At 70.0% G+C, this 22,681-nt stretch carries 22 protein-coding genes, 1 tRNA gene and 1 pseudogene; 13 read left to right on the top strand and 11 right to left on the bottom strand.

Features of this window, described 5'->3' with window-relative positions; translation table 11 throughout:
- Positions 1–2 precede the first annotated feature (2 nt).
- Entirely contained in the window at positions 3–458 is a 456-nt protein-coding gene (locus NF20_RS19450; RefSeq protein ID WP_003879345.1) for a nitroreductase family deazaflavin-dependent oxidoreductase, read from the bottom strand.
- Entirely contained in the window at positions 445–1,365 is a 921-nt protein-coding gene (locus NF20_RS19445) for an aldo/keto reductase (RefSeq protein WP_019734164.1), read from the bottom strand. Before NF20_RS19445 ends, NF20_RS19450 begins: the two co-directional genes overlap by 14 nt.
- An 88-nt stretch (positions 1,366–1,453) precedes the next feature.
- Here NF20_RS19445 and NF20_RS19440 point away from each other — a divergent pair, with 88 nt between their 5' ends.
- On the top strand, positions 1,454–1,993 hold the full coding sequence (locus NF20_RS19440) for a TetR/AcrR family transcriptional regulator (protein ID WP_033711461.1): 540 nt from the start codon (positions 1,454–1,456) through the stop codon (positions 1,991–1,993).
- Between the two features lie 204 nt (positions 1,994–2,197).
- Here NF20_RS19440 and fadD8 read toward each other — a convergent pair whose 3' ends face one another.
- The gene (fadD8, locus tag NF20_RS19435) at positions 2,198–3,832 is read right to left on the bottom strand and encodes a fatty-acid--CoA ligase FadD8 (protein WP_369798116.1); all 1,635 of its coding nucleotides are present in this window, start codon (positions 3,830–3,832) and stop codon (positions 2,198–2,200) included.
- 85 nt (positions 3,833–3,917) lie between these two features.
- Between fadD8 and NF20_RS19430 the strand changes: the two genes are divergently transcribed.
- The 6 genes from NF20_RS19430 to NF20_RS19405 all read left to right on the top strand — a co-directional run bounded on the left by NF20_RS19430 (position 3,918) and on the right by NF20_RS19405 (position 10,741).
- Positions 3,918–5,522 (top strand): amidohydrolase, encoded by a 1,605-nt coding sequence (locus NF20_RS19430; protein ID WP_033711463.1) that lies wholly within the window; start codon positions 3,918–3,920, stop codon positions 5,520–5,522.
- Positions 5,519–6,499 carry an o-succinylbenzoate synthase gene (locus tag NF20_RS19425; protein ID WP_033711464.1) on the top strand — a complete coding sequence of 327 codons (981 nt, stop codon included), beginning with the start codon at positions 5,519–5,521 and terminating at the stop codon, positions 6,497–6,499. Before NF20_RS19430 ends, NF20_RS19425 begins: the two co-directional genes overlap by 4 nt.
- Positions 6,496–7,281 (top strand): alpha/beta fold hydrolase, encoded by a 786-nt coding sequence (locus NF20_RS19420; RefSeq protein ID WP_019734331.1) that lies wholly within the window; start codon positions 6,496–6,498, stop codon positions 7,279–7,281. Before NF20_RS19425 ends, NF20_RS19420 begins: the two co-directional genes overlap by 4 nt.
- A 95-nt stretch (positions 7,282–7,376) precedes the next feature.
- Positions 7,377–9,014: a 2-succinyl-5-enolpyruvyl-6-hydroxy-3-cyclohexene-1-carboxylic-acid synthase gene (menD, locus tag NF20_RS19415; protein ID WP_003879350.1), complete on the top strand. Its 1,638-nt coding sequence runs from the start codon at positions 7,377–7,379 to the stop codon at positions 9,012–9,014.
- The gene (locus NF20_RS19410) at positions 9,011–9,535 is read left to right on the top strand and encodes a DUF3592 domain-containing protein (RefSeq protein ID WP_088294903.1); all 525 of its coding nucleotides are present in this window, start codon (positions 9,011–9,013) and stop codon (positions 9,533–9,535) included. The genes menD and NF20_RS19410 overlap by 4 nt, the downstream gene beginning before the upstream one ends.
- Before the next feature lie 51 nt (positions 9,536–9,586).
- Positions 9,587–10,741 (top strand): glycosyltransferase family 4 protein, encoded by a 1,155-nt coding sequence (locus NF20_RS19405; RefSeq protein ID WP_033711466.1) that lies wholly within the window; start codon positions 9,587–9,589, stop codon positions 10,739–10,741.
- A gap of 16 nt (positions 10,742–10,757) precedes the next feature.
- Here the strand turns inward: NF20_RS19405 and NF20_RS19400 are convergent.
- Positions 10,758–10,961, bottom strand: a pseudogene (locus NF20_RS19400) (short-chain dehydrogenase); the annotation flags it as partial.
- Between the two features lie 64 nt (positions 10,962–11,025).
- Here NF20_RS19400 and NF20_RS19395 point away from each other — a divergent pair.
- Entirely contained in the window at positions 11,026–11,718 is a 693-nt protein-coding gene (locus NF20_RS19395) for a demethylmenaquinone methyltransferase (protein WP_033711467.1), read from the top strand.
- A 7-nt stretch (positions 11,719–11,725) separates the two neighbouring features.
- On the opposite strand, the gene NF20_RS19390 is transcribed toward NF20_RS19395, so the two are convergent.
- Both NF20_RS19390 and menJ read right to left on the bottom strand, forming a co-directional pair.
- Complete coding sequence (locus tag NF20_RS19390; RefSeq protein WP_003879355.1) at positions 11,726–12,130, bottom strand: DUF732 domain-containing protein; 405 nt, start codon at positions 12,128–12,130, stop codon at positions 11,726–11,728.
- Between the two features lie 32 nt (positions 12,131–12,162).
- Positions 12,163–13,401, bottom strand: coding sequence for a menaquinone reductase (gene menJ, locus NF20_RS19385; RefSeq protein ID WP_033711468.1), 1,239 nt, complete (start codon positions 13,399–13,401; stop codon positions 12,163–12,165).
- A gap of 22 nt (positions 13,402–13,423) precedes the next feature.
- Here menJ and grcC1 point away from each other — a divergent pair, with 22 nt between their 5' ends.
- The 3 genes from grcC1 (at position 13,424) to NF20_RS19370 (ending at position 15,751) form a co-directional block, all read left to right on the top strand.
- Positions 13,424–14,431 (top strand): nonaprenyl/(2E,6E)-farnesyl/geranylgeranyl diphosphat synthase, encoded by a 1,008-nt coding sequence (gene grcC1, locus NF20_RS19380; RefSeq protein WP_023900659.1) that lies wholly within the window; start codon positions 13,424–13,426, stop codon positions 14,429–14,431.
- A gap of 93 nt (positions 14,432–14,524) precedes the next feature.
- Complete coding sequence (gene htpX, locus NF20_RS19375) at positions 14,525–15,388, top strand: zinc metalloprotease HtpX (protein ID WP_003879358.1); 864 nt, start codon at positions 14,525–14,527, stop codon at positions 15,386–15,388.
- A gap of 102 nt (positions 15,389–15,490) precedes the next feature.
- A complete protein-coding gene (locus NF20_RS19370) occupies positions 15,491–15,751 on the top strand; it encodes a helix-turn-helix transcriptional regulator (RefSeq protein WP_003873623.1) in 261 nt (86 codons plus the stop codon).
- A 17-nt stretch (positions 15,752–15,768) separates the two neighbouring features.
- On the opposite strand, the gene NF20_RS19365 is transcribed toward NF20_RS19370, so the two are convergent.
- The 4 genes from NF20_RS19365 to NF20_RS19350 all read right to left on the bottom strand — a co-directional run bounded on the left by NF20_RS19365 (position 15,769) and on the right by NF20_RS19350 (position 20,781).
- Positions 15,769–17,304 (bottom strand): SulP family inorganic anion transporter, encoded by a 1,536-nt coding sequence (locus tag NF20_RS19365; protein ID WP_023900662.1) that lies wholly within the window; start codon positions 17,302–17,304, stop codon positions 15,769–15,771.
- A gap of 244 nt (positions 17,305–17,548) precedes the next feature.
- Positions 17,549–18,574, bottom strand: a complete 1,026-nt coding sequence (locus NF20_RS19360) for an NAD(P)H-dependent glycerol-3-phosphate dehydrogenase (protein WP_011726136.1) — start codon at positions 18,572–18,574, stop codon at positions 17,549–17,551.
- Between the two features lie 68 nt (positions 18,575–18,642).
- On the bottom strand, positions 18,643–20,163 hold the full coding sequence (locus tag NF20_RS19355; protein WP_023900663.1) for a flavin-containing monooxygenase: 1,521 nt from the start codon (positions 20,161–20,163) through the stop codon (positions 18,643–18,645).
- A gap of 126 nt (positions 20,164–20,289) precedes the next feature.
- On the bottom strand, positions 20,290–20,781 hold the full coding sequence (locus tag NF20_RS19350; RefSeq protein ID WP_009979204.1) for a YajQ family cyclic di-GMP-binding protein: 492 nt from the start codon (positions 20,779–20,781) through the stop codon (positions 20,290–20,292).
- 69 nt (positions 20,782–20,850) lie between these two features.
- Between NF20_RS19350 and NF20_RS19345 the strand changes: the two genes are divergently transcribed.
- Positions 20,851–20,934 (top strand) — tRNA-Tyr (locus NF20_RS19345).
- Between the two features lie 268 nt (positions 20,935–21,202).
- Complete coding sequence (locus NF20_RS19340; RefSeq protein ID WP_033711469.1) at positions 21,203–21,646, top strand: hypothetical protein; 444 nt, start codon at positions 21,203–21,205, stop codon at positions 21,644–21,646.
- Here the strand turns inward: NF20_RS19340 and NF20_RS19335 are convergent.
- Complete coding sequence (locus tag NF20_RS19335) at positions 21,643–22,584, bottom strand: SAM-dependent methyltransferase (RefSeq protein WP_023900665.1); 942 nt, start codon at positions 22,582–22,584, stop codon at positions 21,643–21,645. The genes NF20_RS19340 and NF20_RS19335 overlap by 4 nt on opposite strands.
- Between the last annotated feature and the right edge of the window lie 97 nt (positions 22,585–22,681).

Here is a 22,681-nt window from a genome sequence, read left to right as displayed (position 1 = left end):
GATTACGCGGGGTCCAGCCGGAACACCGCGCAGCGGCCGGCCAGCGCCTCGAACTCCTCGGGCCGCCCGTCGGTGACCAGTCCCGCCCGCTTCATGAAACCGACGCCGGTGGGCACCTCGGTGGGGAAGGCGCGCAGGACCGGCCGCGCCTCAGCCGCCGACAGCTCGGTCATCCGCACCCGCTCGACGTGGCGGCCGCGCGCGATGGTCGCCTGTTTGGCGGCGCGGGCGTTGGCCACCCAGTCGGCGCCGGGAAAGCCGGCCACGACGTAGCGGCGGCCGTCGAGGGTCAGCGGCGTCACCGGGGTCGACCGTGCCGCACCGGATTTGCGGCCCGGCACGGTCAACACGACCGGGCTCTCGCCGCCGAAACTCAGTCCCAGCCGCGACAGTCTGATGAAGAGCTTGTTGGCCGGCTTCAGCCACCAGGGTGGCCGGACGTGTTCACTGGTGCCCACCCGTGACAGCGTAGTCATGGCCCGCCGCCGAGCCGACGGCGTCGAGCCGGGCGATCGCCTCGGCGCTCAGCGTGACGCCGGCCGCGCCCATGTTCTCCTCGAGATGGGTGATCGATCGAGTGCCCGGGATCAGCAACGTGTGGGGGGCGCGCGCCAGGATCCAGGCCAACCCGACTTGTGCCGGTGTGACCCCGAGTTCGCCCGCGATGTCCACCACGACGGCGTTGTCGGTGACCTTCGGCAGACCCGGGAACGCCGACCCCAGCGGGAAATACGGAACCCATGCGATCCCCTCGGCCGCGCAGACGTCGACCATCGCCTCCTGGGAGCGGTCCAGCAGGCTGTAGGCGTTCTGCACGCACACGATGCCGGCGGGCAGGGCGCGCCGCAGCACCTCGAGCGGCACACTGCTGATCCCGATGCCGCCGATCTTGCCCTCGTCGCGCAGGGCGATCATCTCGGCGAGCTGGTCGTCGAGGTCGACGTCCTGGTCGCCGTCGGTGGCCGCGCTGGGGCCGAGGTCCATCCGCCGCAGATTGACCACCGGGATGCGATCCAGGCCGAGCTGGCTCAGGTCGTCCTCGACGGCGGCGCGCAGCTCGGCGGGTCGTTGCGCGGAGGCCAGCGGAATCGGCTGCTCGCCCGTGTAACGGGCGCCGACCTTGCTGACGATGACGAGGTCGTCGGGGTAGGGGGCCAGCGCGGCGCGGATGCGCCGGTTCACCTCGCCGGGGCCGTAGAACGACGCCGCGTCGATGTGGTTGACGCCGAGTTCGACGGCGCGGCGCAGCACCGCGGCCGCCTCGTCGGGCGACGTGTCGAACAGCTGCATGGCGCCGTAGCCGACGCGCGCGACGGGCAGGCCGCCGAGATCGCCGATACCGCCGGGGCGTGGTTTGTCTGTCATGGTGGCTCCTGAAGGATGCGGTGAGACACTGGAGAAAGCGGAGGATCCTCCGCATTCGCAGCCTAGCAGAAACGGAGGAGCCTCCGCTTTGGTTGGAAGGTCGGACGCGCGCCGCAATCGCCAGCGGCTGCTGGAGGCGGCCACCGCGGCGTTCACGGCACACGGCGCATCGGTCTCGCTCGAATCGATCGCCCGCGACGCGGGGGTGGGCATCGGCACGCTCTACCGCCATTTCCCCAACCGGGAGGCCCTCGTCGAGGCCGTATACCGCGCCGAGCTCGCCGAGGTGGCCGCGGCCGCCGCGCAGCTGCTCCAACGTCATCCCCCCAAGACCGCGCTGCGGCGCTGGATGGACCGCTATGCGACCTTCGTCGCCACCAAGCGCGGCATGGCCGAGTCCCTGCAGGCGATCTTCGAGTCCGGCGCTCTGGTGCCGAGCCAGACCCGCGACGGCATCGTCGGCGCCGTCGAGACGCTGTTGCGCGCCGGCGCCGACGATGCCAGCCTGCGCGCCGACGTGCAGGCCGACGACGTGGTGTCCAGCCTGATCGGCATCTTCCTGGTCAGCGGTTCACCGGAGCAGACCGGACGCATGCTCGACCTGCTGGTCGCCGGGGTCACGCGCTGACTTCCACTCGCCGGGCGTCCTCAGCCGCCTCGGCCTTACCCGCCCGCGGCGTCCCCCTGCCGAACGTGAAGCTAGTTTCACGTTCGCACGCGAGCGTGAAGTTAACTTCACGCTCGGCGGGCGGGGCGGGGCCGGCGCGACGGGCGGGGCCGGCGCGACGGGCGCCGGGCGATAGCCCGGGCGAGCCCACACGCCACACGCCACCTAGCCGACGGCGCGGCCGGCGCCCTCCCAGAACCGCGCGCGCACGGCCTTCTTGTCGGGCTTGCCCAGCGCGGTCACCGGCACGGAGTCGACGACGATCACCTGCTTGGGCGATTGCACCGAACCCTTGCGCTCCTTGACCGCCGCCTGGATCTCGGCCGTCACCTTCGCCACCGACTCCTCGTCGGAGGGATGGTCGGGCCGCAGCACGATCACGGCGGTGACGGCCTCGCCCCACTTCTCGTCCGGCGTTCCGATCACGCAGACCTGCGCGACGGCGGGGTGCTCGGCGACCACGTCCTCCACCTCGCGCGGGAACACGTTGAAGCCGCCGGTGACGATCATGTCCTTGACCCGGTCGACGATGAACCAGAAGCCGTCCTCGTCCTCGCGGGCCATGTCGCCGGTGTGCAGCCAGCCGTCCTTGAACGTCTTGGCCGTCTCCTCCGGCAGGTTCCAGTACCCGCCGCTCAAAAGCGGCCCGGACACGCAGATCTCGCCGACTTCGCCCTGCGGCACCGGGTTGCCGTCGGCGTCCAGCAGCGCGGAGCGGGCGAACAGGGTGGGCCGCCCACAGGAGGTGAGCCGCTTCTCGTCGTGGTCTTTTTTGGCCAAGTACGAGATCACCATCGGCGCCTCGGACTGCCCGTAGTACTGGGCGAAGATCGGCCCGAAGCGGCGAATGGCCTCGGCCAGCCGCACCGGGTTCATCGCCGAGGCGCCGTAGTAGACCGTCTCCAGCGAGGACAGGTCGCGGGTGTGCGAATCGGGGTGGTCCATCAGCGCGTAGATCATCGACGGCACCAGCATGGTCGCGGTGATCTTCTGCTCCTCGATCACCCGCAACACCTCGGCCGGGTCGAACTTGGTCAGCACCACCAGCTCGCCGCCCTTGATGATGGTCGGCACGAAGAACGCGGCCCCGGCATGCGACAGCGGGGTGCACATCAAAAAGCGCGGGTTCTCCGGCCACTCCCATTCGGCGAGCTGGATCGTGGTCATCGTGGTGATCGACTGCGCGGTGCCCAGCACACCCTTGGGCTTGCCGGTGGTGCCGCCGGTGTAGGCCATCCCGCCGATGTGATCGGGCGGAAGATCGGCCGCCACCAACGGTTTCGGCGCATACTTGGCGGCCTCGGCCACCAGGTCCACCGCGGAACCGCTCAACGCCTCGGGCACCGGACCGATGGTGAGGATCTGCTTGAGGCCGGGCACCTTCTCCAGCAGGCCCAGCGCCCGCTCGACGAATGCCGGGGTCGGGTCGATGATCAGCGACGTCACGCCGGCGTCGTCCAGCACGTAGGCGTGGTCGTCGAGCGAGCCCAGCGGGTGCAGCGCCACGCGCCGATACCCCTGGGTCTGGCCGGCGCCGATGATCATCAGCACCTCGGGCCGGTTCAGCGACAGCAACCCGACGGTGGCGCCGGTGCCCGCGCCGAGCGCCTCGAACGCCTGGATGTACTGGCTGATCCGCTCGGCGAGCTGACCCCCGGTCAGCGTGGTGTCGCCGAGATGCAGCACCGGCTTGTCTTTGTTGCGCTTGAGCGCACCGACGGTCAGGTGTCCGGAATGAATGGGATGGCGCAGCAGCTCGTCACCCATGGCGTGGCTCCTCCTCATCGCTTGGCTCTGCATCGTCGCCGGCGCGACTCATGGGGCCAGACTAGAACGTGTTGCAATTCCGGTCAGCCGCACCCTCGGACCGATAGCATCCGTGCACATGGGGCAGGCAGATCTAGTCCTCACCGGAACCGTACTGACCGTCGACGAGGCGCGGCCGACCGCCGAGGCGCTGGCCGTCGCCGACGGCCGCATCGTCGCCGTGGGAACCCGCGCCGAAATCGCGGCGCACGTCGGCCCGCACACCCAAACCGTCGACATCGGCGACGGCTGCGTGATGCCGGGATTCGTTGAGGCGCACGGGCATCCGCTGATGGAGGCGGTCGCGCTGTCGGAACGCATCGTGGACATCCGCCCGGTCACCCTGGCCAACGCGGACGACGTCGTCGCCGCCGTCAAGAGTGAGGTCGGCAAGCGGGGCGAAGCCGGTGCCTACCTCAACGGCTGGGATCCGCTGCTGCAGCAGGGACTTCCGCAACCGACGCTGGCCTGGCTCGACGACATCGCGCCCGACGGCCCGCTGGTGATCATCCACAACTCCGGGCATAAGGCGTTCTTCAACTCCCGAGCCGCCCAGCGGCACGGCCTGAACCGCGATACCCCCGACCCCAAGGGCGCCCGCTACGGCCGCGACGCGGACGGCGAACTCGACGGCACCGCCGAGGAGACCGGCGCGGTGTTTCCGCTACTCGACGGCGCCATCGACACCGCCGGCTACCCGCGGATGCTGCACGCCGAGTGCGCGCGGCTGAACCGGGCCGGGCTGACCACCTGTTCGGAGATGGCGTTCGACCCGCGGTTCCGGCCGCTGGTCGAACAACTGCGCGGGCAGCTGACGGTGCGGCTGCGCAGCTACGAGATCTCCAACCCGCAGCTGCGCACCGACGCCACCCCGGGCGAGGGCGACGACATGTTGCGCCAGGTCGGCATCAAGATCTGGGTGGACGGCTCGCCCTGGATCGGCAACATCGCGCTGTCGTTCTCCTACCTGGACACCGAGGCCACCCGCACCATCGGCGTCATCCCCGGCTCCTGCGGCTGCGCCAACTACACGACGGAGCAGTTGCACGAGATCGTCGGCGCCTACTTCCCGCTGGGCTGGCAGCTGGCCTGCCACGTGCAGGGCGACGCCGGCGTCGACACGATCCTGGACGTGTACGAGGAGGCCCTCAAACGCCATCCGCGCGACGACCACCGGCTGCGGCTCGAGCACGTCGGCGCCATCCGGCCCGATCAACTCCAAAGGGCCGCCGACCTCGGCGTCACCTGCAGCATCTTCGTCGACCAGATCCACTACTGGGGCGACGTCCTCGTCGACGGCCTGTTCGGCGAGGAACGCGGATCCCGTTGGATGCCAGCGGGTTCCGCGGTGGCCACCGGCATGCGCATCTCGCTGCACAACGACCCGCCGGTCACCCCGGAGGAGCCGCTGCGCAACATCAGCGTCGCCGCCACCCGGAAGGCGCCCAGTGGGCGGGTGCTGGCGCCCGAGGAGCGGCTGACGGTCGAGCAGGCGATCCGGGCGCAGACCCTCGACGCGGCCTGGCAGCTGTTCGCCGACGACGTGATCGGCTCGCTCGAGGTCGGCAAATACGCCGACCTGGTGGTGCTGTCCGCCGACCCGCGCGCGGTGCCGCCCGAGCGGATCGCCGACCTGCAGGTGCGGGCGACGTATCTGGCCGGCCGCCGGGTGTACCCACAGTGATCCCGCCGCTGCAGGACCTGCTGGACCGGCTGCACGTGGTCGCGCTGCCGATGCGGGTGCGATTCCGCGGCATCACCACCCGCGAGGTCGCGCTGATCGACGGCCCCGCCGGCTGGGGCGAGTTCGGGGCGTTCGTCGAATACGGGCCGCCCGAGGCCGCGCACTGGCTGGCGTCGGCCGTCGAGTCCGCCTACCGGCCGGCGCCGCCGGTGCGCCGCGACCGGATCCCGATCAACGCCACCGTGCCCGCCGTCCCCGCCGCCGCGGTTCCCGACGTGCTCGCCCGTTTTCCCGGCGCCCGCACCGCCAAGGTCAAGGTCGCCGAGCCCGGCCAAACCCTGGCCGACGACGTCGCCCGGCTGAATGCGGTGCGCGATTTGGTGCCCACCGTGCGGGTGGACGCCAACGGCGGCTGGAGCGTGGACGAGGCCGCCCGCGCCGCTCGAGCGCTGAGCGCCGACGGCCCGTTGGAGTACCTGGAGCAGCCGTGCGCGACGGTCGGAGAACTCGCCGAGCTGCGCCGCCGGCCGGACATGCCCGAGGTGCCGATCGCCGCCGACGAGAGCATCCGCAAGGCCGACGACCCGCTGGCCGTGGTCCGCGCCCGGGCCGCCGACATCGCGGTGCTCAAAGTCGCTCCGCTGGGCGGGATTTCGGCCCTGCTGGACATCGCCGCCCGCATCGACATCCCGGTCGTGGTCTCCAGCGCGCTGGATTCGGCCGTCGGCATCGCGGCCGGGCTGACCGCCGCGGCGGCGCTGCCGATGTTGGGTCACGCGTGCGGGCTGGGCACCGGCGGGCTGTTCGTCGAGGACGTGGCCGACGTCGCCGCGCCCGTCGACGGCGCCCTGCCGGTCGGGCCGGTCACCCCCGACCCGGCCCGGTTGCGGGCCCTGGCCGCGCCCCCGCAGCGGCGGCAGTGGTGGATCGACCGGGTCACGGCCTGCCACGGGCTGCTTGTACCGTCGTCCGGGTGATCAACCTGGCTTACGACGACCGCGGCTCCGGTGAGCCCGTGGTCTTTATCGCCGGCCACGGCGGCGCCGGACGGACCTGGCACCCCTATCAGGTCCCGGCCTTCCTGTCCGCCGGATACCGCGTCATCACCTTCGACAACCGCGGCATCGGCGCCACCGAGAACGCGCAGGGATTCACGACGGAGACCATGGTCGCCGACACCGCGGCGCTGATCGAGGGGCTGAATGCGGCCCCGGCGCGCATCGTCGGGATGTCGATGGGCGCCTTCATCGCCCAGGAGCTCATGCTGGCCCGGCCCGAGCTGGTCAGCGCCGCGGTGCTGATGGGCACCCGCGGTCGGATGGACCGGGCCCGGCAGTTCTTCCGCGACGCCGAGGCCGAGCTGGCCGACGGCGGCGTCGCACTGCCGGCGTCGTACGAGGCGAAAATCCGTCTGCTGGAAAACTTTTCCCGCAAGACGCTCAACGACGACACCGCCGTCGCCGACTGGATCGCGATGTTTTCCACCTGGCCGGTCAAGTCCACCCCGGGCATGCGGGCCCAGCTCGACGTCGCCCCCTACACCAACCGGTTGTCCGCCTACCGCAGCATCGCGATACCGGTGCTGGTGATCGGCTTCTCCGACGACGTGCTCACCCCGCCGTACCTGGGCCGCGAGGTCGCCGACGCGCTGCCCAACGGCCGCTACGTGCAGATCCCCGACACCGGTCACCTCGGCTTCTTCGAGCGGCCCGACGCCGTCAACGCGGCCATGCTCAAGTTCTTCGGCGAGCAGCACTAGGCGCCCAACGTCGACTTGTGTGGCGAGATCGCGCCGGCGGGCCGCAACAACTCCACGTTGGACGCCTCATCGACCGGCTGTGACACGCTGTATGGGTGAACCCCTCGACGACCCAGGCCCGCGTCGTCGTCGACGAGCTGATCCGCGGCGGTGTCCGCGATGTGGTGCTGTGCCCCGGTTCGCGCAACGCCCCGCTGGCCTTCGCGCTGGCCGACGCCGACCGCGCCGGCCGGATCCGGCTGCACGTGCGCATCGACGAGCGCACCGCCGGCTATCTGGCCATCGGCCTGGCCATCGCGGCCGGCGCTCCGGTGTGCGTCGCGATGACCTCGGGCACCGCGGTGGCCAACCTGGGCCCGGCCGTGGTGGAGGCCAACTACGCCCGGGTGCCGCTGATCGTGCTGAGCGCCAACCGGCCCTACGAACTGCTGGGCACCGGCGCCAACCAGACCATGGAGCAGCTGGGCTACTTCGGCACCCAGGTCCGGGCCGCCATCAGCCTGGGCCTGGCCGAGGACGCCCCCGAGCGGCTGGACGCGCTCAACGCCACCTGGCGCTCCGCCACCTGCCGGGTGCTGGCGGCGGCCACCGGATCCCGCACCGCCAACGCCGGCCCGGTGCAGTTCGACATCCCGCTGCGCGAGCCGCTGGTGCCCGATCCCGAGCCGCACGGCGCCCCGACCCCGGCCGGCCGCCCGGGCGGCCGGCCGTGGACCTACACCCCGCCGGTCAGCTTCGACCAGCCGCTGGACATCGACCTGTCACCGGACACCGTCGTCATCGCCGGCCACGGCGCCGGGACGCATCCCAACCTTGCCCAGCTGCCGACCGTGGCCGAGCCGACGGCACCCGCCCCGGACAACCCGCTGCACCCGCTGGCGCTGCGGTTGCTGCGCCCCAAGCAGGTGATCATGCTGGGCCGGCCCACCCTGCACCGGCCGGTGTCGGCGTTGCTGGCCGACCCGCAGGTGCCGGTGTACGCGCTGACCACCGGCCCGCGCTGGCCCGACGTGTCGGGCAACTCGCAGGCCACCGGGACCCGGGCGGTCACCACCGGGGCGCCGAGCCCGGCCTGGCTGCACCGCTGCGAACAGGCCAACCGGCACGCCGTGGCCGCCGTGCGCGGCCAGCTGGCGGCGCACCCGCTGACCACCGGCCTGCACGTGGCGGCGGCAGTGGCCGACGCGCTGCGGCCCGGCGACCAGCTGGTGCTCGGGGCGTCCAACCCGGTCCGCGACGCGGCGCTGGTCGGGCTGGACAGCCACCACATCCGGGTGCGCTCCAACCGCGGGGTGGCCGGCATCGACGGCACGGTGTCGACGGCGATCGGCGCGGCCCTGGCCCACGAGGCGGCGCACGACGGGCGCACCGTCGCGCTGATCGGCGACCTGACGTTCGTCCACGACAGCTCCGGGCTGCTGATCGGGCCGACCGAGCCCACCCCGCGCCGGCTGACGATCGTGGTGTCCAACGACAACGGCGGCGGCATCTTCGAGCTGCTCGAACAGGGCGACCCGCGGTTCTCCGACGTGTCGTCGCGGGTCTTCGGCACCCCGCACGACGTCGACGTGGGGGCGCTGTGCCGGGCATATCACGTCGAGAGCGCCCAGATCGAGGTCGGCGAATTGGCCGCCGCCCTCGACGAACCCGGGCCCGGGATGCGGGTGCTGGAGGTCAAGGCCGACCGCTCGTCGCTGCGGCAACTGCACGCCGCCATCAAGGCGGCGCTGTGACGATATCCCCAAAAGCATTGCTGCACATCCTGATTCACGGACGCAGCGACCCGCCGGAGACAACCCGGGGTCGGATCGCGTTGCGCTGGGCCAGGATTGCGGTGCTGATCGTCACCGGCCTGGTCACGCTGCAGTCGGTGCTGCTGGTCGCCGGGGCGTGGCGCAACGATCTGGCCATCACCCACAACATGGGGGTGGCGCAGGCCGAGGTGCTCAGCGCCGGGCCGCGCCGGTCCACCATCGAGTTCGTCACCCCCGAGCGGGTCACCTATCGCCCCGAACTCGGCGTGCTCTACCCGTCGCATCTGGCCACCGGGATGCGGATCTACGTCGAATACAACAAGAACGATCCCAACCTGGTTCGGGTGCAGCACCGCAACGCCGGGCTGGCGATCATCCCGGCCGGGTCCATCGCGGTGGTGGGCTGGCTGGGCGCGGCGGTGCTGCTGGCGCTGCTGGCCCTGGTGGACAAATGGCTGGACCGGCGCGGCAAAGGTGCCGGACCTGCAGATTTCGCATGACGTATGCCCGCAGGCAACCTTTCCGACAAGCGGCGCTGACACCGTGATGGTGTGCGCGTTGCCATCGTCGCGGAATCCTTCCTGCCGGAAGTCAACGGGGTCAGCAACTCGGTGATCCGGGTGCTCGAGCACCTGCGCCGGACCGGCCACGAGGCCCTCGTCATCGCACCCGACACCCCGCCCGGGCAGCCCCGGGCCGAACGCATCCACGACGGCATCCGTGTCCACCGGGTCCCGTCGCGGATGTTCCCGAAGGTGACCACGCTGCCGCTGGGGGTGCCCACACCCCGGCTGGTGAGCGTGCTGCGCGGATTCGACCCGCACGTGGTGCATCTGGCCTCGCCGGCGCTGCTCGGCTACGGCGGGCTGCGGGCCGCGCGCTGGCTGGGGGTGCCCACGGTCGCGGTGTATCAGACCGACGTTCCGGGTTTCGCGGCCTCCTATGGCATTCCGATGACGGCGCGCGCCGCGTGGGCGTGGTTCCGCCATCTGCACACGCTGGCCGACCGCACCCTGGCGCCGTCCACCGTGACGATGGAATCCCTTGTCGCGCACCGCTTTCCGCGGGTTCACCGGTGGGGGCGCGGTGTCGACGTGCTGCGGTTCGCGCCGTCCGCGCGCAGCGAGGCGCTGCGCCGGCGGTGGTCGCCACAGGGCAAGCCGATCGTCGGCTTCGTCGGCCGGCTGGCGCCGGAAAAGCACGTCGAGCGCCTGGCCGGGCTGGCCGCGAGCGACGCGGTTCAGCTCGTCGTCGTGGGCGACGGCGTCGACCGCGCCAAGCTGCAATCGGCAATGCCCACAGCGGTTTTCACGGGCGCGCTGTACGGCGACGAGCTCGCCGCGGCGTACGCCAGCATGGACGTCTTCGTGCACCCCGGCGAGCACGAGACGTTTTGTCAGGTCGTGCAAGAAGCGCTGGCGTCGGGGTTGCCGGTGATCGCCCCCGACGCCGGCGGCCCACGTGACCTCGTCACCCCGTGGCGCACGGGTCTGCTGTTGGCCGTCGACGAATTCGAGACCAAGCTGCCGGCCGCCGTCGCCCATCTGATCGGCGAACGCCACCGCTACGCGCCGGCCGCGCGGCGCAGCGTGCTCGGCCGCAGCTGGCCGGTCATCTGCGACGAGCTACTCGGCCACTACGAGGCGGTGCTGTCGCCGTTCGTCCGGCGCCAGGTCCGCGCTGGGCGCTACGCGCAAGGCGAATGAGCCGGCCCGGCGCCGGTCAGCCCTGCGTCAGCTCGGCGACCGGCTGCCATTCCTCCCAGGTGCGCAGCCGGCTTTCGTAGTCGGCCTTGGCCGTCTCCAGCGGGGAGGAGCCGAAAAAGACTCGCAGCGGCGGCTTTTCGGCGTCGACCACCTTCATCAGCGCGGCCGCGGACACCGCCGAGTCGACCAGCGTGAGGTGCACACCGAACGGCGCGATCTCTAGCAACGCAGAGGTGCAACGCTGGCGTCGCGGCGGCATTCCCGCACCGGGTAGCGTCAAGCGGGTGAGCCGCGCGGAGTTGGACAAGAATCCCCGGGACGTCGCGTCGATGTTCGACGGCGTGGCCCGCCGGTACGACCTGACCAACACCGTGCTGTCGCTGGGCCGGGACCGGTACTGGCGCAAGGCCACCCGCTCGGCGCTGGGCATCGGACCCGGCCAGAAGGTGCTCGACCTGGCCGCGGGCACCGCGGTGTCGACCGTCGAGCTGAACAAATCCGGGGCGTGGTGCGTGGCCGCCGACTTCTCGGTCGGCATGCTGGCGGCCGGTGCCGCCCGCCGGGTGCCCAAGGTCGCCGGTGACGCCACCAGGCTGCCGTTCGCCGACGACGTATTCGACGCCGTCACAATCAGTTTCGGGCTGCGCAACGTGGTCGACACGCAGGCGGCGCTGCGCGAGATGGCCCGGGTCACCCGGCCCGGCGGGCGGCTGGTGGTGTGCGAGTTCTCCACCCCCACCAACGCGCTGTTCGCCACCGTCTACAAGGAGTACCTGATGCGGGCGCTGCCGCGGGTGGCGCGGGCGGTGTCCAGCAACCCCGACGCCTACGTGTACCTCGCCGAGTCGATCCGGGCCTGGCCGGATCAGGCGGCGCTGGCCGACCAGATCGCCGGGGCCGGCTGGGCGGGGGTGCGCTGGCGCAATCTGACCGGCGGCATCGTCGCGCTACACGCCGCCCACCGGCCGCCGCGCTGAGCGGTGCTTACCGGCCGGCCGCCTGGACGACGTCGATGTGCTCGGGGCAGTAGTGGTCCACCGCCGCGCCGAGGAACTGCAGCGACTGGCCCTCGGAGGTGCCGCGCGGCAGGTTGCGCTGGATGAAGGTCGCGGACTGGTGGGCGTCGTGGTCGACGCCGTGGTCCAGCCGGTCGCAGGTGATCTTGCCCAGCCACGCCAACTGGTCCTGCGGCTGGTAGATGCCGAAGCCGTTGACGGTGTTCTTGAACGGCGCGTCGTAGTCGCTCGGCGGCGACGGTGTCCGCGGCGTCGGGTAGGGCGCCGTCGGCGGGGGATCCGCCTGCGCGGGCGCGGACAGCTGCGCGGGCGCGGCCAGCGCGAAAGCAGCAACGGCGGCGGCACCGATAGTAGCCAGCATCGTTCCCTTCATTAGCCGGACTATACACGCCTGGACAGGGTCGTTCAGCTGAACGGTGCCCGCCGATCGATCAGCCGCGACAGCCGCCCGGCGCCCCGCCACGCCCGCGCCACGCAGTCCGCGTCGTCGTCGGTGACCAGGTTGGCCATCACGCGCACCGCGATCCTCATCAGCGTCGTGGAACGCATCGCGACCGGCCCCGTCGCGGGCAGGAACCGCTGGTAGGTCAGCAGCAACGCCAGCCGGCGCGCCACCGAGAAGCCGCGCGCGTAGTGCTCCCGCAGCAGCGCCGGCCACTCCTGCGACAGGTCCGGGCACCCCAGCAGGCCCGCGGCCAGCCGTCCCGTCTCCATTCCGTAGTCGATGCCCTCGCCGTTGAGCGGGTTCACACAGGCCGCCGCGTCGCCGATCAGCATCCAGTTGGGCCCGGCCACCCCGGACACCGCGCCGCCCATCGGCAGCAGCGCCGAAGCGACCGCCCGGGGTCTGCCGACGAAGCCCCACTCGTCGCGGCGCAGGTCCGTGTAGTGGTCGATCAGCGGCCGCAGCGCCAGCTCGGCAGGTCGCCTCGACGTCGACAGCGCCCCGACGCCGATGTTCACCTCACCGTTGCCGAGCGGGAAGATCCAGCCGTAGCCGGGCAGCACCTTGTCCCGGGCGCCGTCGGGTCCGCGCAGTTCCAGGTGCGACGTCAGCCAGGGGTCGTCGGCGTGCGGGGTGCTCAGGTAGCCGCGGGCGGCCACGCCGTACACCGTCTCCTGATGCCAGCGTCGGCCCAGCGTGCGGCCCAGCGACGAACGCGCCCCGTCGGCCACGATCAGCTGACGGCATTGCACCCCGGTGCCGTCGGCCAACATCAGCGACGTCACCGCGCCCGACGAGTCACGTTGCACCCCAACGGCTTTGGTTCCCAGCAGCATCCGCGCCCCGGAATCCTCGGCGACCCTGCGGATCCGGTCGTCCAACTCCGTGCGGGCCACCGCGCTGCCGGTGGACGGGAACGACGGGCCGGGCCAGTCGACCTGCACCTGGGCGCCGAACCCGCTCATCCGCAGCCCCCGGTGCCGGATGCGGCTGTCCAGCCAGCCGCCCAGGCCCAGGCGTTCGCACTCGGCGACGGCGCGCGGGGTCAGCCCGTCGCCGCAGGCCTTGTCGCGGGGAAAGCGCGCCGCATCGACCACCAGCACGTCATGCCCCGCGCGCGCGGCCCAGGCCGCCGCGGCGGATCCGGCGGGCCCGGCGCCCACCACCACCAGATCGGCTCGGGTCGCTGCCGTCGTCATGCACACCAGTATGTTTGGTCGGGTGAATACTCCGGCGACGGTGGTGGCGGGCGTGGATTTCGGTGACCCGGCTTTCGCGGCGACCGTGCGCGACGGCGTCGGGCGCATCGAGCAGCTCATGGACACCGAGCTGCGCAGCGCCGACGACATCATGACCGAGTCGCTGACCCATCTGTTCAAGGCCGGCGGCAAGCGGTTCCGCCCGCTGTTCACCGTGCTGTCCGCGCAGATCGGCCCCGACCCCGACGCCGCCGAGGTGACCATCGCCGGCGCCGTCATCGAGCTGGTGCACCTGGCCACGCTCTACCACGACGACGTGATGGACGAGGCGGAGGTGCGCCGCGGCACCCCCACCGCCAACGTGCGCTGGGGCAACAACGTCGCGATCCTGGCCGGGGACTATCTGTTCGCCACGGCGTCGCGGCTGGTGTCGCGGCTGGGCCCGGAGGCGGTGCGGCTGATCGCCGAGACGTTCGCCCAGCTGGTGACCGGGCAGATGCGCGAGACCCGCGGCCGCAAGGAGGGGTCGGACCCGATCGAGCACTACCTCAAGGTGGTGTACGAGAAGACGGCGTGCCTGATCGCCGCGGCGGGCCGGTTCGGGGCCATGTTCTCCGGGGCCGATGCCGACCAGGTCGAGCGGCTGAGCCGGCTGGGCGGCATCGTGGGCACCGCGTTCCAGATCTCCGACGACATCATCGACATCGACAGCGACTCGCACGAATCCGGCAAGCTGCCCGGCACCGACGTGCGCGAAGGCGTGCACACCCTGCCGATGGTCTACGCGCTGCGCGAACCCGGGCCGGACGCGGCGCGGCTGCGCGAGTTGCTGGTCGGGCCGATCGACGACGACGAGGCGGTGGCCGAGGCGCTGACGCTGCTGCGGGCGTCGCCGGGCATGGCCAAGGCCAAGCAGTCGCTGCGCGAGTACGCGGCGCAGGCGCATCGCGAGCTGGACCAGCTGCCCGACGTCCCGGGCCGGCGCGCGCTGCAAACACTGGTCGACTTCACCATCAGCCGGCACGGCTAGCGCGTCGCGGAACCAACCGGGCCGTCTCGAGCGTTCAATTAGCGCAAGTCAGCAAGAGCGCGTGTGTGCCCGTGCACTGCGAGGAGGACAGCGATGACCTGGCATCCGCATGCCAACAGGTTCAAGACGTTCGCCCTGTTGGTCGGCATGTCCGCGTTGATCGTGTTCGTGGGGTCGTTGTTCGGCAGGACCGCGATGTTCTTCGCGGTGCTGTTCGCCATCGGCATGAACGTCTACACCTACTACAACAGCGACAAGCTGGCGCTGCGCGCCATGCACGCGCAGCCGGTCTCCGAGCTGCAGGCGCCGGCGATGTACCGGATCGTGCGCGAGCTGGCCACCGCCGCGCACCAGCCGATGCCCCGGCTCTACATCAGCGACACCAACGCGCCCAACGCGTTTGCCACCGGGCGCAACCCGCGCAACGCCGCGGTCTGCTGCACCACCGGCATCCTGGGCATCCTCAACGAGCGTGAGCTGCGCGCCGTGCTGGGACACGAGCTGTCCCACGTCTACAACCGCGACATCCTGATCTCGTGCATCGCCGGCGCGATGGCGTCGGTGATCACCGCGCTGGCCAACATGGCCATGTTCGCCGGCATGTTCGGCGGCAACGACCGCGACGGCGAGAATCCCTTTGCGCTGCTGCTGGTTTCGCTGCTGGGCCCGATCGCGGCCACCGTGGTGCGGCTGGCGGTGTCCCGGTCGCGCGAATACCAGGCCGACGAGTCGGGCGCGGTGCTGACCGGCGACCCGCTGGCCCTGGCGTCGGCGCTGCGCAAGATCTCCGGCGGGGTGCAGGCGGCGCCGCTGCCGCCCGAGCCGCAGCTGGCCAGCCAGGCGCACCTGATGATCGCCAACCCGTTCCGGGCCGGTGAACGGATCGGCTCGCTGTTCTCCACGCACCCGCCGATCGAGGACCGGATCCGCCGCCTGGAATCCATGGCGGGGCGCTGACGTCGGCCGCGCGTGCCCGCGGTCATGCGCGGGCAATCGCTGCGCCCGCCGCCACCACGGCAGTAGCATCGGGGGTGTATGCAGTCCTCGAGCTGGCCGTTGATGGAAGCGGTGATGGCGATGCCGGACTCTGACTCACTGGACATTCACGAGGCCGGGCTGGCGCTGGATCTGCCCGACCTGATCTTCGAGACACGCGCCGGCGCGGGCATGAACCAGGCCGCGCTGGCGCAGGCGCTGGGTGTTCCCCGGGCGAGCGTCGCCGCGTGGGAGAGCGGGACCGAGGTGCCGCGGGTCGACATGCTGCAACGGCTGGCGCAGGTGTGCGGCAAGCGATTACACATCAGGATCGACGTCGACTGATCGACGGGCCGGGCCAATTATGCTGCGGCGCCGGGTATTTCGGCTTCCACCTGCGGTTCGTCGCGGCGGCCCGTCGCCACCACGGCGCCCTCGATGCGCACCGTGCCGCCCGTCGCCTCCTGCTGGCGCTGCCAGTCGGTGATCGCTTGGTGGGCGGCGTGATCGAGGTAGTGCACCGCGATGGCCACCGTCACCGTCGCGCCCCGCGGCACCGACGCCAGCACCCGGGTCAGCCTCGGCAGCGCCAGGAAGGTGCACGCCGCGCCCTCGATCGTCACCCGCCACTCGCCGTCGAGCTGGGCGGCCTCGATCTTGGCCCGGATCACCCGCCAGCCGGTCAGCGCGATGGCCAGCGCCAGCCCGATCATCACCCCGTGCAGCAGGTTGAGGAAGATGACGCTGACGGCCGTCACCACGTACACCGCGAGATCGCCGTGCTTCATTGCGGTTTCGATGTGCGCCGGCTTGAGCAGCTGGATGCCGATGACGATGAGCAGCCCGGCCAGGGCGGCCGTGGGGATCTCGTCGACCAGCCCGGCGAACGGAATGGTGAACAGCAGGATCCACACGCCGTGCATGATCGCCGAGGCGCGGGATCGGGCGCCCGCGTTGACGTTGGTCGAGCTGCGCACGATGACCCCGGTGACCGGCAGCCCGCCGACGGCGCCGGAGATCATGTTGGCCGCGCCCTGTCCCACCAATTCGCGGTTGAAGTCGGTGCGCGGCCCGTTGTGCATCCGGTCGACCGACACCGCGGACAGCAGGCTCTCGACGCTGGCGATCAGCGCGACGGTGATCACCCCGACGGCGACACCGCTCCAGTTGCCGTGCGGCAGGTCGGGCAGCTGCAGGGCATCCAGCGGCGACCCGTCGAGGTCGATCCGGCGCACGTGAAAGGGAAAGACCACCGAGATCACCGTCACCGCCACGATGGCGACCAGCGGGCCGGGAACGCGGCGCACCTTGGCGGGAACCCAGCGCCAGGCGACCAGGATGACGATCACCAGCACGCCCAGCAGCACCCCGGGCCGGTGCGCGCCGATGATCTGCCCCGGCAGGCCGATCAGGTTGTGCCAGGCCGTGCTCTTGGATTTCCCGCCCAGCAGCACGTGCGTCTGCTGCAGGGCGATGGTGATCCCGATGCCGGCCAGCATGGCGTGCACCACCACCGGCGAGATCGCCAGGGCGGCGCGCGCCACCCGGCTGAGCCCCAACAGAACCTGCAGGGCTCCGGCCGCGACGGTGATGAAACAGGTGACGCCCCAACCGAAGTCGGAGACCAGACCGGCGACCACGACGGTCAGCCCGGCCGCCGGGCCGCTGACTTGCAGCGGCGATCCGCCCAGGGCGCCGACGACGATTCCGCCGACGATGGCCGCGATCAGACCGGCCAGCACCGGGGCGTTGGACGCGATCGCGATGCCCAGCGACAGCGGCAGCGCCACCAGGAACACCACCAGCGAGGAGGGCAGGTCGTGCCGGATGACGCCGCGCAACCGCTCGGCGCGCGACGCGGTGGGCAGGGCATCGTCCGCCCGTTGAATGTCTTGCATCGGTCCCGTCCCTCGTTAGGAGTTTGCGGGGGATGTTCCGATATGCGCCCCGTCTTGCGGCCAGTTACGTCGTCGTAACGGGTTGGCGTGCAGCGGATTACAGCCGGATGACCCGCGGGAGCGCACCGGAGAACCACTGGCTACCTGGACTGACGGTATTTTGCTGGCAAACACCGGTCAAGCCGACGTGACCGGCCCATAGAGAACGCAAAGATTTGAATTCGGCCAGCGCGCGACGCCCAGGTCAGAAGCCGGAGCCGTGCACCTCGTGGCCGGGAACCTCGGCGATCAGCCCCCGATAGGCCTGCTCCACCGTCGAGCCGTGGTTGATCACCGCATCGACTTCGCGGGCGATCGGCATGGTCAGGCCGAACTCGTTGGCGAACTCCATGATCACGCTGGCCGCTTTGACGCCCTCGGCGACCTGGTTCATCGACGCGATGATCTCGTCGATCGGTTTGCCGGCGCCCAGTTGTTCGCCGACGTGCCGGTTGCGGCTGCGCTGGCTGGTGCAGGTGACGATGAGGTCGCCGAGTCCGGCCAGTCCCGGGAAGGTGTCGGGGCTGCCGCCCATCGCCACCCCCAGCTTGGTCATCTCGCGCAGCGCGCGGGCGATCACCAGCGCGCGGGTGTTCTCGCCGATGCCCAGCGAATACCCCATGCCCACGGCGATGGCGAACACGTTCTTCAGCGCCCCGGCCATCTCCGCCCCGACGACGTCGTCGGTGGTGTAGACGCGGAACCGCCGGGTGCGGAACAGCCCGGACAGCCGGGTCGCCAGATGCTGGTCGGGCATCGCCAGCACCGCCGCGGCGGCGTAGCCCTCGGCCACCTCGCGCGCGATGTTCGGCCCGGCCAGGATGCCCGCCGGATGACCGGGCAGCACCTCCTCGACGATCTGCGACATCCGCATGTTGGTGCCCTGCTCGAGCCCCTTGACCAAGGACACCACCGGTACCCACGGCCGCAACTCCCGCGCCAGTTCGGTGAGCACCCCGCGAAAGCCGTGTGAGGGGACCCCCATCACCACCACGTCGGCGGTGTTGGCCGCCTCGCAGAAATCGGTGGTGGCGCGCAGCGTGTCGCTCAGCACCACGTCGTTGCCCAGATAGCGGCTGTTGCGGTGGTTCTCGTTGATGTCGTCGGCGGTCTCCCGCGAGCGCACCCACTGCAGCGTCGGCCCGCGGCGCGCACAGATCGACGCCACGGTGGTGCCCCAGGAGCCGCCTCCGAGCACAACGACTTTGGGTTCACGCATCTGAGCCGCCATGGCGATCAGCGTATTGCCGACATCTGACTTTTAGAAGGAATTCACCAACTCGCCCCGGCGCCCGCCGATCAGCCGGCCAGCGCAGCCCGGTCGGCGGCCCGGCCGAACACCATCGCCTCTTCGATGCGGTCGAAGCGGTAGTCGATGGCGTCGGCGAGGTAGTTCTGCCGCACGTTCCAGGGCCGCTTGGTGCCCGACTTCGGCAGCGCGTGCACCGAGCGCAGCACATACCCGGCGTTGATGTCCCACGACGGCTTCTCGGTCATCGGCTCGTTGCCGCGATGTGGGTAGGCGTGCGTGTAGCCGTGAGTCGTCATGTGCTCCAACAGTTTTGCCGTCGCCCGGGCGGTGATGTCGGCCCGCAGCGTCCACGACGCGTTGGTGTAGCCCACACACCAGAACAGGTTGGGCACGTCTTCGAGCATGTGCGCCTTGTAGACGAACCGGTCGTTGGTCTTGATCTCGTTGCCGTCCAGGCTGATCGTGGCCCCGCCGAGGGCCTGCAATTGCAGGCCGGTGGCGGTGATGATGATGTCGGCGTCCAGGTGGGCACCGGACCGCAGCGCGATGCCGGTGGCGTCGAAGTGGTCGATGTGGTCGGTGACCACGTCGGCGCGCCCGGCGGTGATGGCGTTGTACAGGTCGGCGTCGGGGATCAGGCACATCCGCTGGTCCCACGGGTTGTAGCGCGGCTTGAAGTGAATGTCGACGGCGTAGCCGGGGGGCAGGCTGTTGATCGCCTTGCGGCGCAGCAGCCAGCGCACCAACCGCGGCGCCTTGCGGGACAGCGCGAAGAACACCGCCTCGGTCAGCGCGCTGTACATCCGGATAACGAGGTGAGCGGGCTTGCGGGGCAACACTTTTCGCGCCACCGCGGCGACCTTGCCGTACTTGGACGCCGAGATCAGGTAGGTGGGGGAGCGTTGCAGCATGGTCACCTTGGCGGCGCGGTCGCTCAACGACGGCAGCAGCGTGACCGCGGTTGCCCCGCTGCCGATCACCACCACCTTCTTGCCCGTGTAGTCGAGGTCCTCGGGCCAGTGCTGGGGGTGCACCACGGTGCCGGTGAACTCCTCGATGCCCGGGAACTCGGGGGTGTAGCCCTCGTCGTAGTTGTAGTAGCCGCTGCCGAAGAACAGGAAGCGAGCGCGGTAGAGCTTGCGTTCGCCGTCCCGCGCCCCGTCTTCGACGGTGACCGTCCAGGTGTCGCTGGTCGAGTCCCAGTCCGCCGAGCGCACGTAGCTGTTGAACCGGATGTGGCGGTCGATGCCGTACTTGTGCGCGGTGGCGGTGAGGTACTCGCGGATGTGCACCCCGTCGGCCACGCCCTCTTTGCGGGTCCACGGCTCGAACGGGAAGGACAGCGTGAAGATGCTGCTGTCCGAGCGCACACCGGGGTAGCGGAACAGGTCCCACGTCCCGCCGATCCGCGCGCGCCGCTCCAGGATCGCGTAGCTCAGCTGCGGATTGCGCTCGGTGATCCGGTAGGCCGCGTCGATGCCGGAGATCCCGGCGCCGACGATCAGGACGTCGAAATAGTCGGCCTCGGCTGCGCCGTGGTCGGCGGCTTCCTGGGGAGTCACGGTCATCGCGAACCTCGCTCGAATTGTGGGACTGGTCACCAGGGTAGAGACCCACCGGTTGGTTGGGCTAGTGAACAGGCTCGTTGGGCCCCGGGCTGGGGTTCAGGTGCGCTCGCGTTCGTGCGCCGGGAATCACCGGTAGTTGACGAACTGCAGCGCCACGTCCAGGTCGGCCTGCTTGAGCATCGCGATGACGGCCTGCAGGTCGTCGCGCTTTTTGCTGCTCACCCGGATCTCGTCACCCTGGATCTGGGTTTTGACGCCCTTGGGGCCCTCGTCGCGGATCAGCTTGGTGATCTTCTTCGCGTTCTCGCTGCTGATGCCCTGCTTGAGGGTGCCGTTGACCTTGTAGGTCTTGCCGGAGGCCTGGGGTTCGCCGGCGTCGAAGGCCTTCATGGAGATGTCGCGGCGGATCAGCTTCTCCTTGAAGACGTCGACGGCCGCCTTGACACGTTCCTCGGTGGACGACGTCAGCTCGATAGCCTCGTCGCCCTTCCAGGCGATGGTGGTGTCGGTGCCGCGGAAGTCGAAGCGGGTGGCCAGCTCCTTGGCGGCCTGGTTGAGCGCGTTGTCGACCTCCTGGCGGTCCACTTTGCTGACGATGTCGAACGATGAGTCCGCCATGCATTCCGTCCTTTCATCGAGTGACAGGCGTTTGTGCTTTGTCTACTCGCTCGTTGTAACCTGTCTGGCGGCAGGTTGCCCGAGCGGCCAATGGGAGCGGACTGTAAATCCGTCGCGAAAGCTTCACAGGTTCGAATCCTGTACCTGCCACCACAGGGTCAGAGCGTATTTCTGGCCGCGCCGCGGAGCCGTGAGGCGCTGACCGCCCGCATGCTTCAGCTGGATCGCATCGGTGGACAGTACTATCGCAGCTCGGTCTCGGGGTTTCTCAGCTCTGCACCTGCCACTGAGCCCGACCGTTTCGCAATTGCCGGCGGCCGGCCGGGGAGTGAATAGCACCGGCTCGGCTACCGCCCTAAAATCCGGCAAGTGATGACCCGTGGCGACTAAGCACACTGTCGTCACCGCTGCCGCCGCTGGTGTGCTGATGCTCGTGATAGCCGGGGTGTCGGTATGGCTGTATTTCAGGCCGAAACCTACATCGGATTGCGCGACCGTCAACGACATGCTCAAGTACTCGAGATCGGAGAGCGCGCGAATACGCGATCTCATTCCGACCAGTATCGACGACCCGCAAAAACTCGTGGATGCGTACCAAAGTCGCGAAACCCGTCTGCGACACTACGCCGACCAGATCCACGATCCTGGCTTGCGTGAAAAGGCTTACGCTCTAGTCAATCTCGAGGACAAAATGCTCGCCGTTTGGCGCCAGACCATTTCGGGACAGTCACAGAACGGATCGGAGAGCGGTTCGGCAAGCCAGAACTTCCAGCGCGCTTACACCGACTACGCGGCACAGAGCCAACAGATCGGCCGAGCCCTACAAGGAGCAATTGTCAAAACCTGTGAACGGGAGCGCCGCTAACGCTGCCGGCCTGTGCCCAGCGTCGACGTGTAGTAGGTGACGCCATTCATCGTCTGTCGATCATCGTCGGCACGCGCGATCGCCGGCAACCCCTGGTCGGCGAGCAGCTCGGCCATCGGCGTTGCGACCGTCGTCCAGCCGAGCGCCTGCAGGTACGTGCCGACGTCGTGGCGCTCACCCGCAAATGAGATCACGTCGACGTCGAGTTCGAAGCCGTGGTCGCGCCACTTGGCCGTCGCCGCGCGCATCCGTTCGCGCGCTGCGTGGGGGTCCATGTCGGCGGTATTCGGCACAGCCTCACTCCCGAGTCGGCTGCCTGGCGTGCTCAGCGCGGTGACGGCATCGAGCAGCCCATCTTGTGCCTCGGGTGCCAGGTAGCCGAACAGACCTTCGGCGATCCACGCCGTGGGTTTACTGCTGTCCAAACCCGCCGTCGCGAGTGCCGTCGACCAATCGTCGCGCAGGTCGACCGCGACCGTGCGCAAGTCGGCTTTTGGCTCGGCTCCCAGCGTGGCCAGTGTCGTGGTTTTGAACTCGACGACGGCCGGTTGGTCGATCTCGAACACCGTCATGCCTGCGGGCCAGTCCAGTCGATAGGCGCGGGTGTCCAGCCCCGAGGCGAGGATGACGGCTTGGCGGATGCCTGCCGCTGCGGCATCGGCATAGAACTCGTCGAAGTACCGGGTGCGGGCCGCAATCGATGCAGGCATCTGCGCCAAGCCCCATGGGCTGCCCTCGACGTCGACATCCGAGGCGACCAGCTCACCGATAGCCCAGCGGGTCAGAAAATTCACACCGACCGCCCGCACCAACGGCTCGGCGAATGGATCGTTGATGACCCCATCCCGGGTCGCGATGGCCCTTGCCGCCGCCGCCATCGTGGCCGTCGTTCCCACGCTGGTGGCCGGACCCCACGTGTCGTCGTTGGGTACCGTCATCGTCAACCTCCGAAAGCCGCCTGGATGCGGTGCAACCCGTTGTGGTCCTGATGCACCCGCGCAGAGCCCAAGGTATCGGGCCGCAATCCCGAATGGG

Source organism: Mycobacterium sp. MAC_080597_8934, from assembly GCF_000523975.1.
Taxonomy (GTDB): domain Bacteria; phylum Actinomycetota; class Actinomycetes; order Mycobacteriales; family Mycobacteriaceae; genus Mycobacterium; species Mycobacterium avium.
The sequence above is the reverse complement of the archived record's forward strand: the minus strand, read 5'-3'. Positions and strand labels throughout refer to the sequence as shown.

What these genes read in the sequence shown, in the direction of transcription:
- NF20_RS19445 (WP_019734164.1), bottom strand. Translation starts at nt 1,365, where the DNA reads ATGACAGACAAACCACGCCCCGGCGGTATCGGCGATCTCGGCGGCCTG.
- fadD8 (WP_369798116.1), bottom strand. Translation starts at nt 3,832, where the DNA reads ATGCAGAGCCAAGCGATGAGGAGGAGCCACGCCATGGGTGACGAGCTG.
- NF20_RS19430 (WP_033711463.1), top strand. Translation starts at nt 3,918, where the DNA reads ATGGGGCAGGCAGATCTAGTCCTCACCGGAACCGTACTGACCGTCGAC.
- NF20_RS19390 (WP_003879355.1), bottom strand. Translation starts at nt 12,130, where the DNA reads ATGAAGGGAACGATGCTGGCTACTATCGGTGCCGCCGCCGTTGCTGCT.
- menJ (WP_033711468.1), bottom strand. Translation starts at nt 13,401, where the DNA reads ATGACGACGGCAGCGACCCGAGCCGATCTGGTGGTGGTGGGCGCCGGG.
- htpX (WP_003879358.1), top strand. Translation starts at nt 14,525, where the DNA reads ATGACCTGGCATCCGCATGCCAACAGGTTCAAGACGTTCGCCCTGTTG.
- NF20_RS19370 (WP_003873623.1), top strand. Translation starts at nt 15,491, where the DNA reads ATGGAAGCGGTGATGGCGATGCCGGACTCTGACTCACTGGACATTCAC.
- NF20_RS19365 (WP_023900662.1), bottom strand. Translation starts at nt 17,304, where the DNA reads ATGCAAGACATTCAACGGGCGGACGATGCCCTGCCCACCGCGTCGCGC.
- NF20_RS19360 (WP_011726136.1), bottom strand. Translation starts at nt 18,574, where the DNA reads ATGGCGGCTCAGATGCGTGAACCCAAAGTCGTTGTGCTCGGAGGCGGC.
- NF20_RS19355 (WP_023900663.1), bottom strand. Translation starts at nt 20,163, where the DNA reads ATGACCGTGACTCCCCAGGAAGCCGCCGACCACGGCGCAGCCGAGGCC.
- NF20_RS19350 (WP_009979204.1), bottom strand. Translation starts at nt 20,781, where the DNA reads ATGGCGGACTCATCGTTCGACATCGTCAGCAAAGTGGACCGCCAGGAG.
- NF20_RS19335 (WP_023900665.1), bottom strand. Translation starts at nt 22,584, where the DNA reads ATGACGGTACCCAACGACGACACGTGGGGTCCGGCCACCAGCGTGGGA.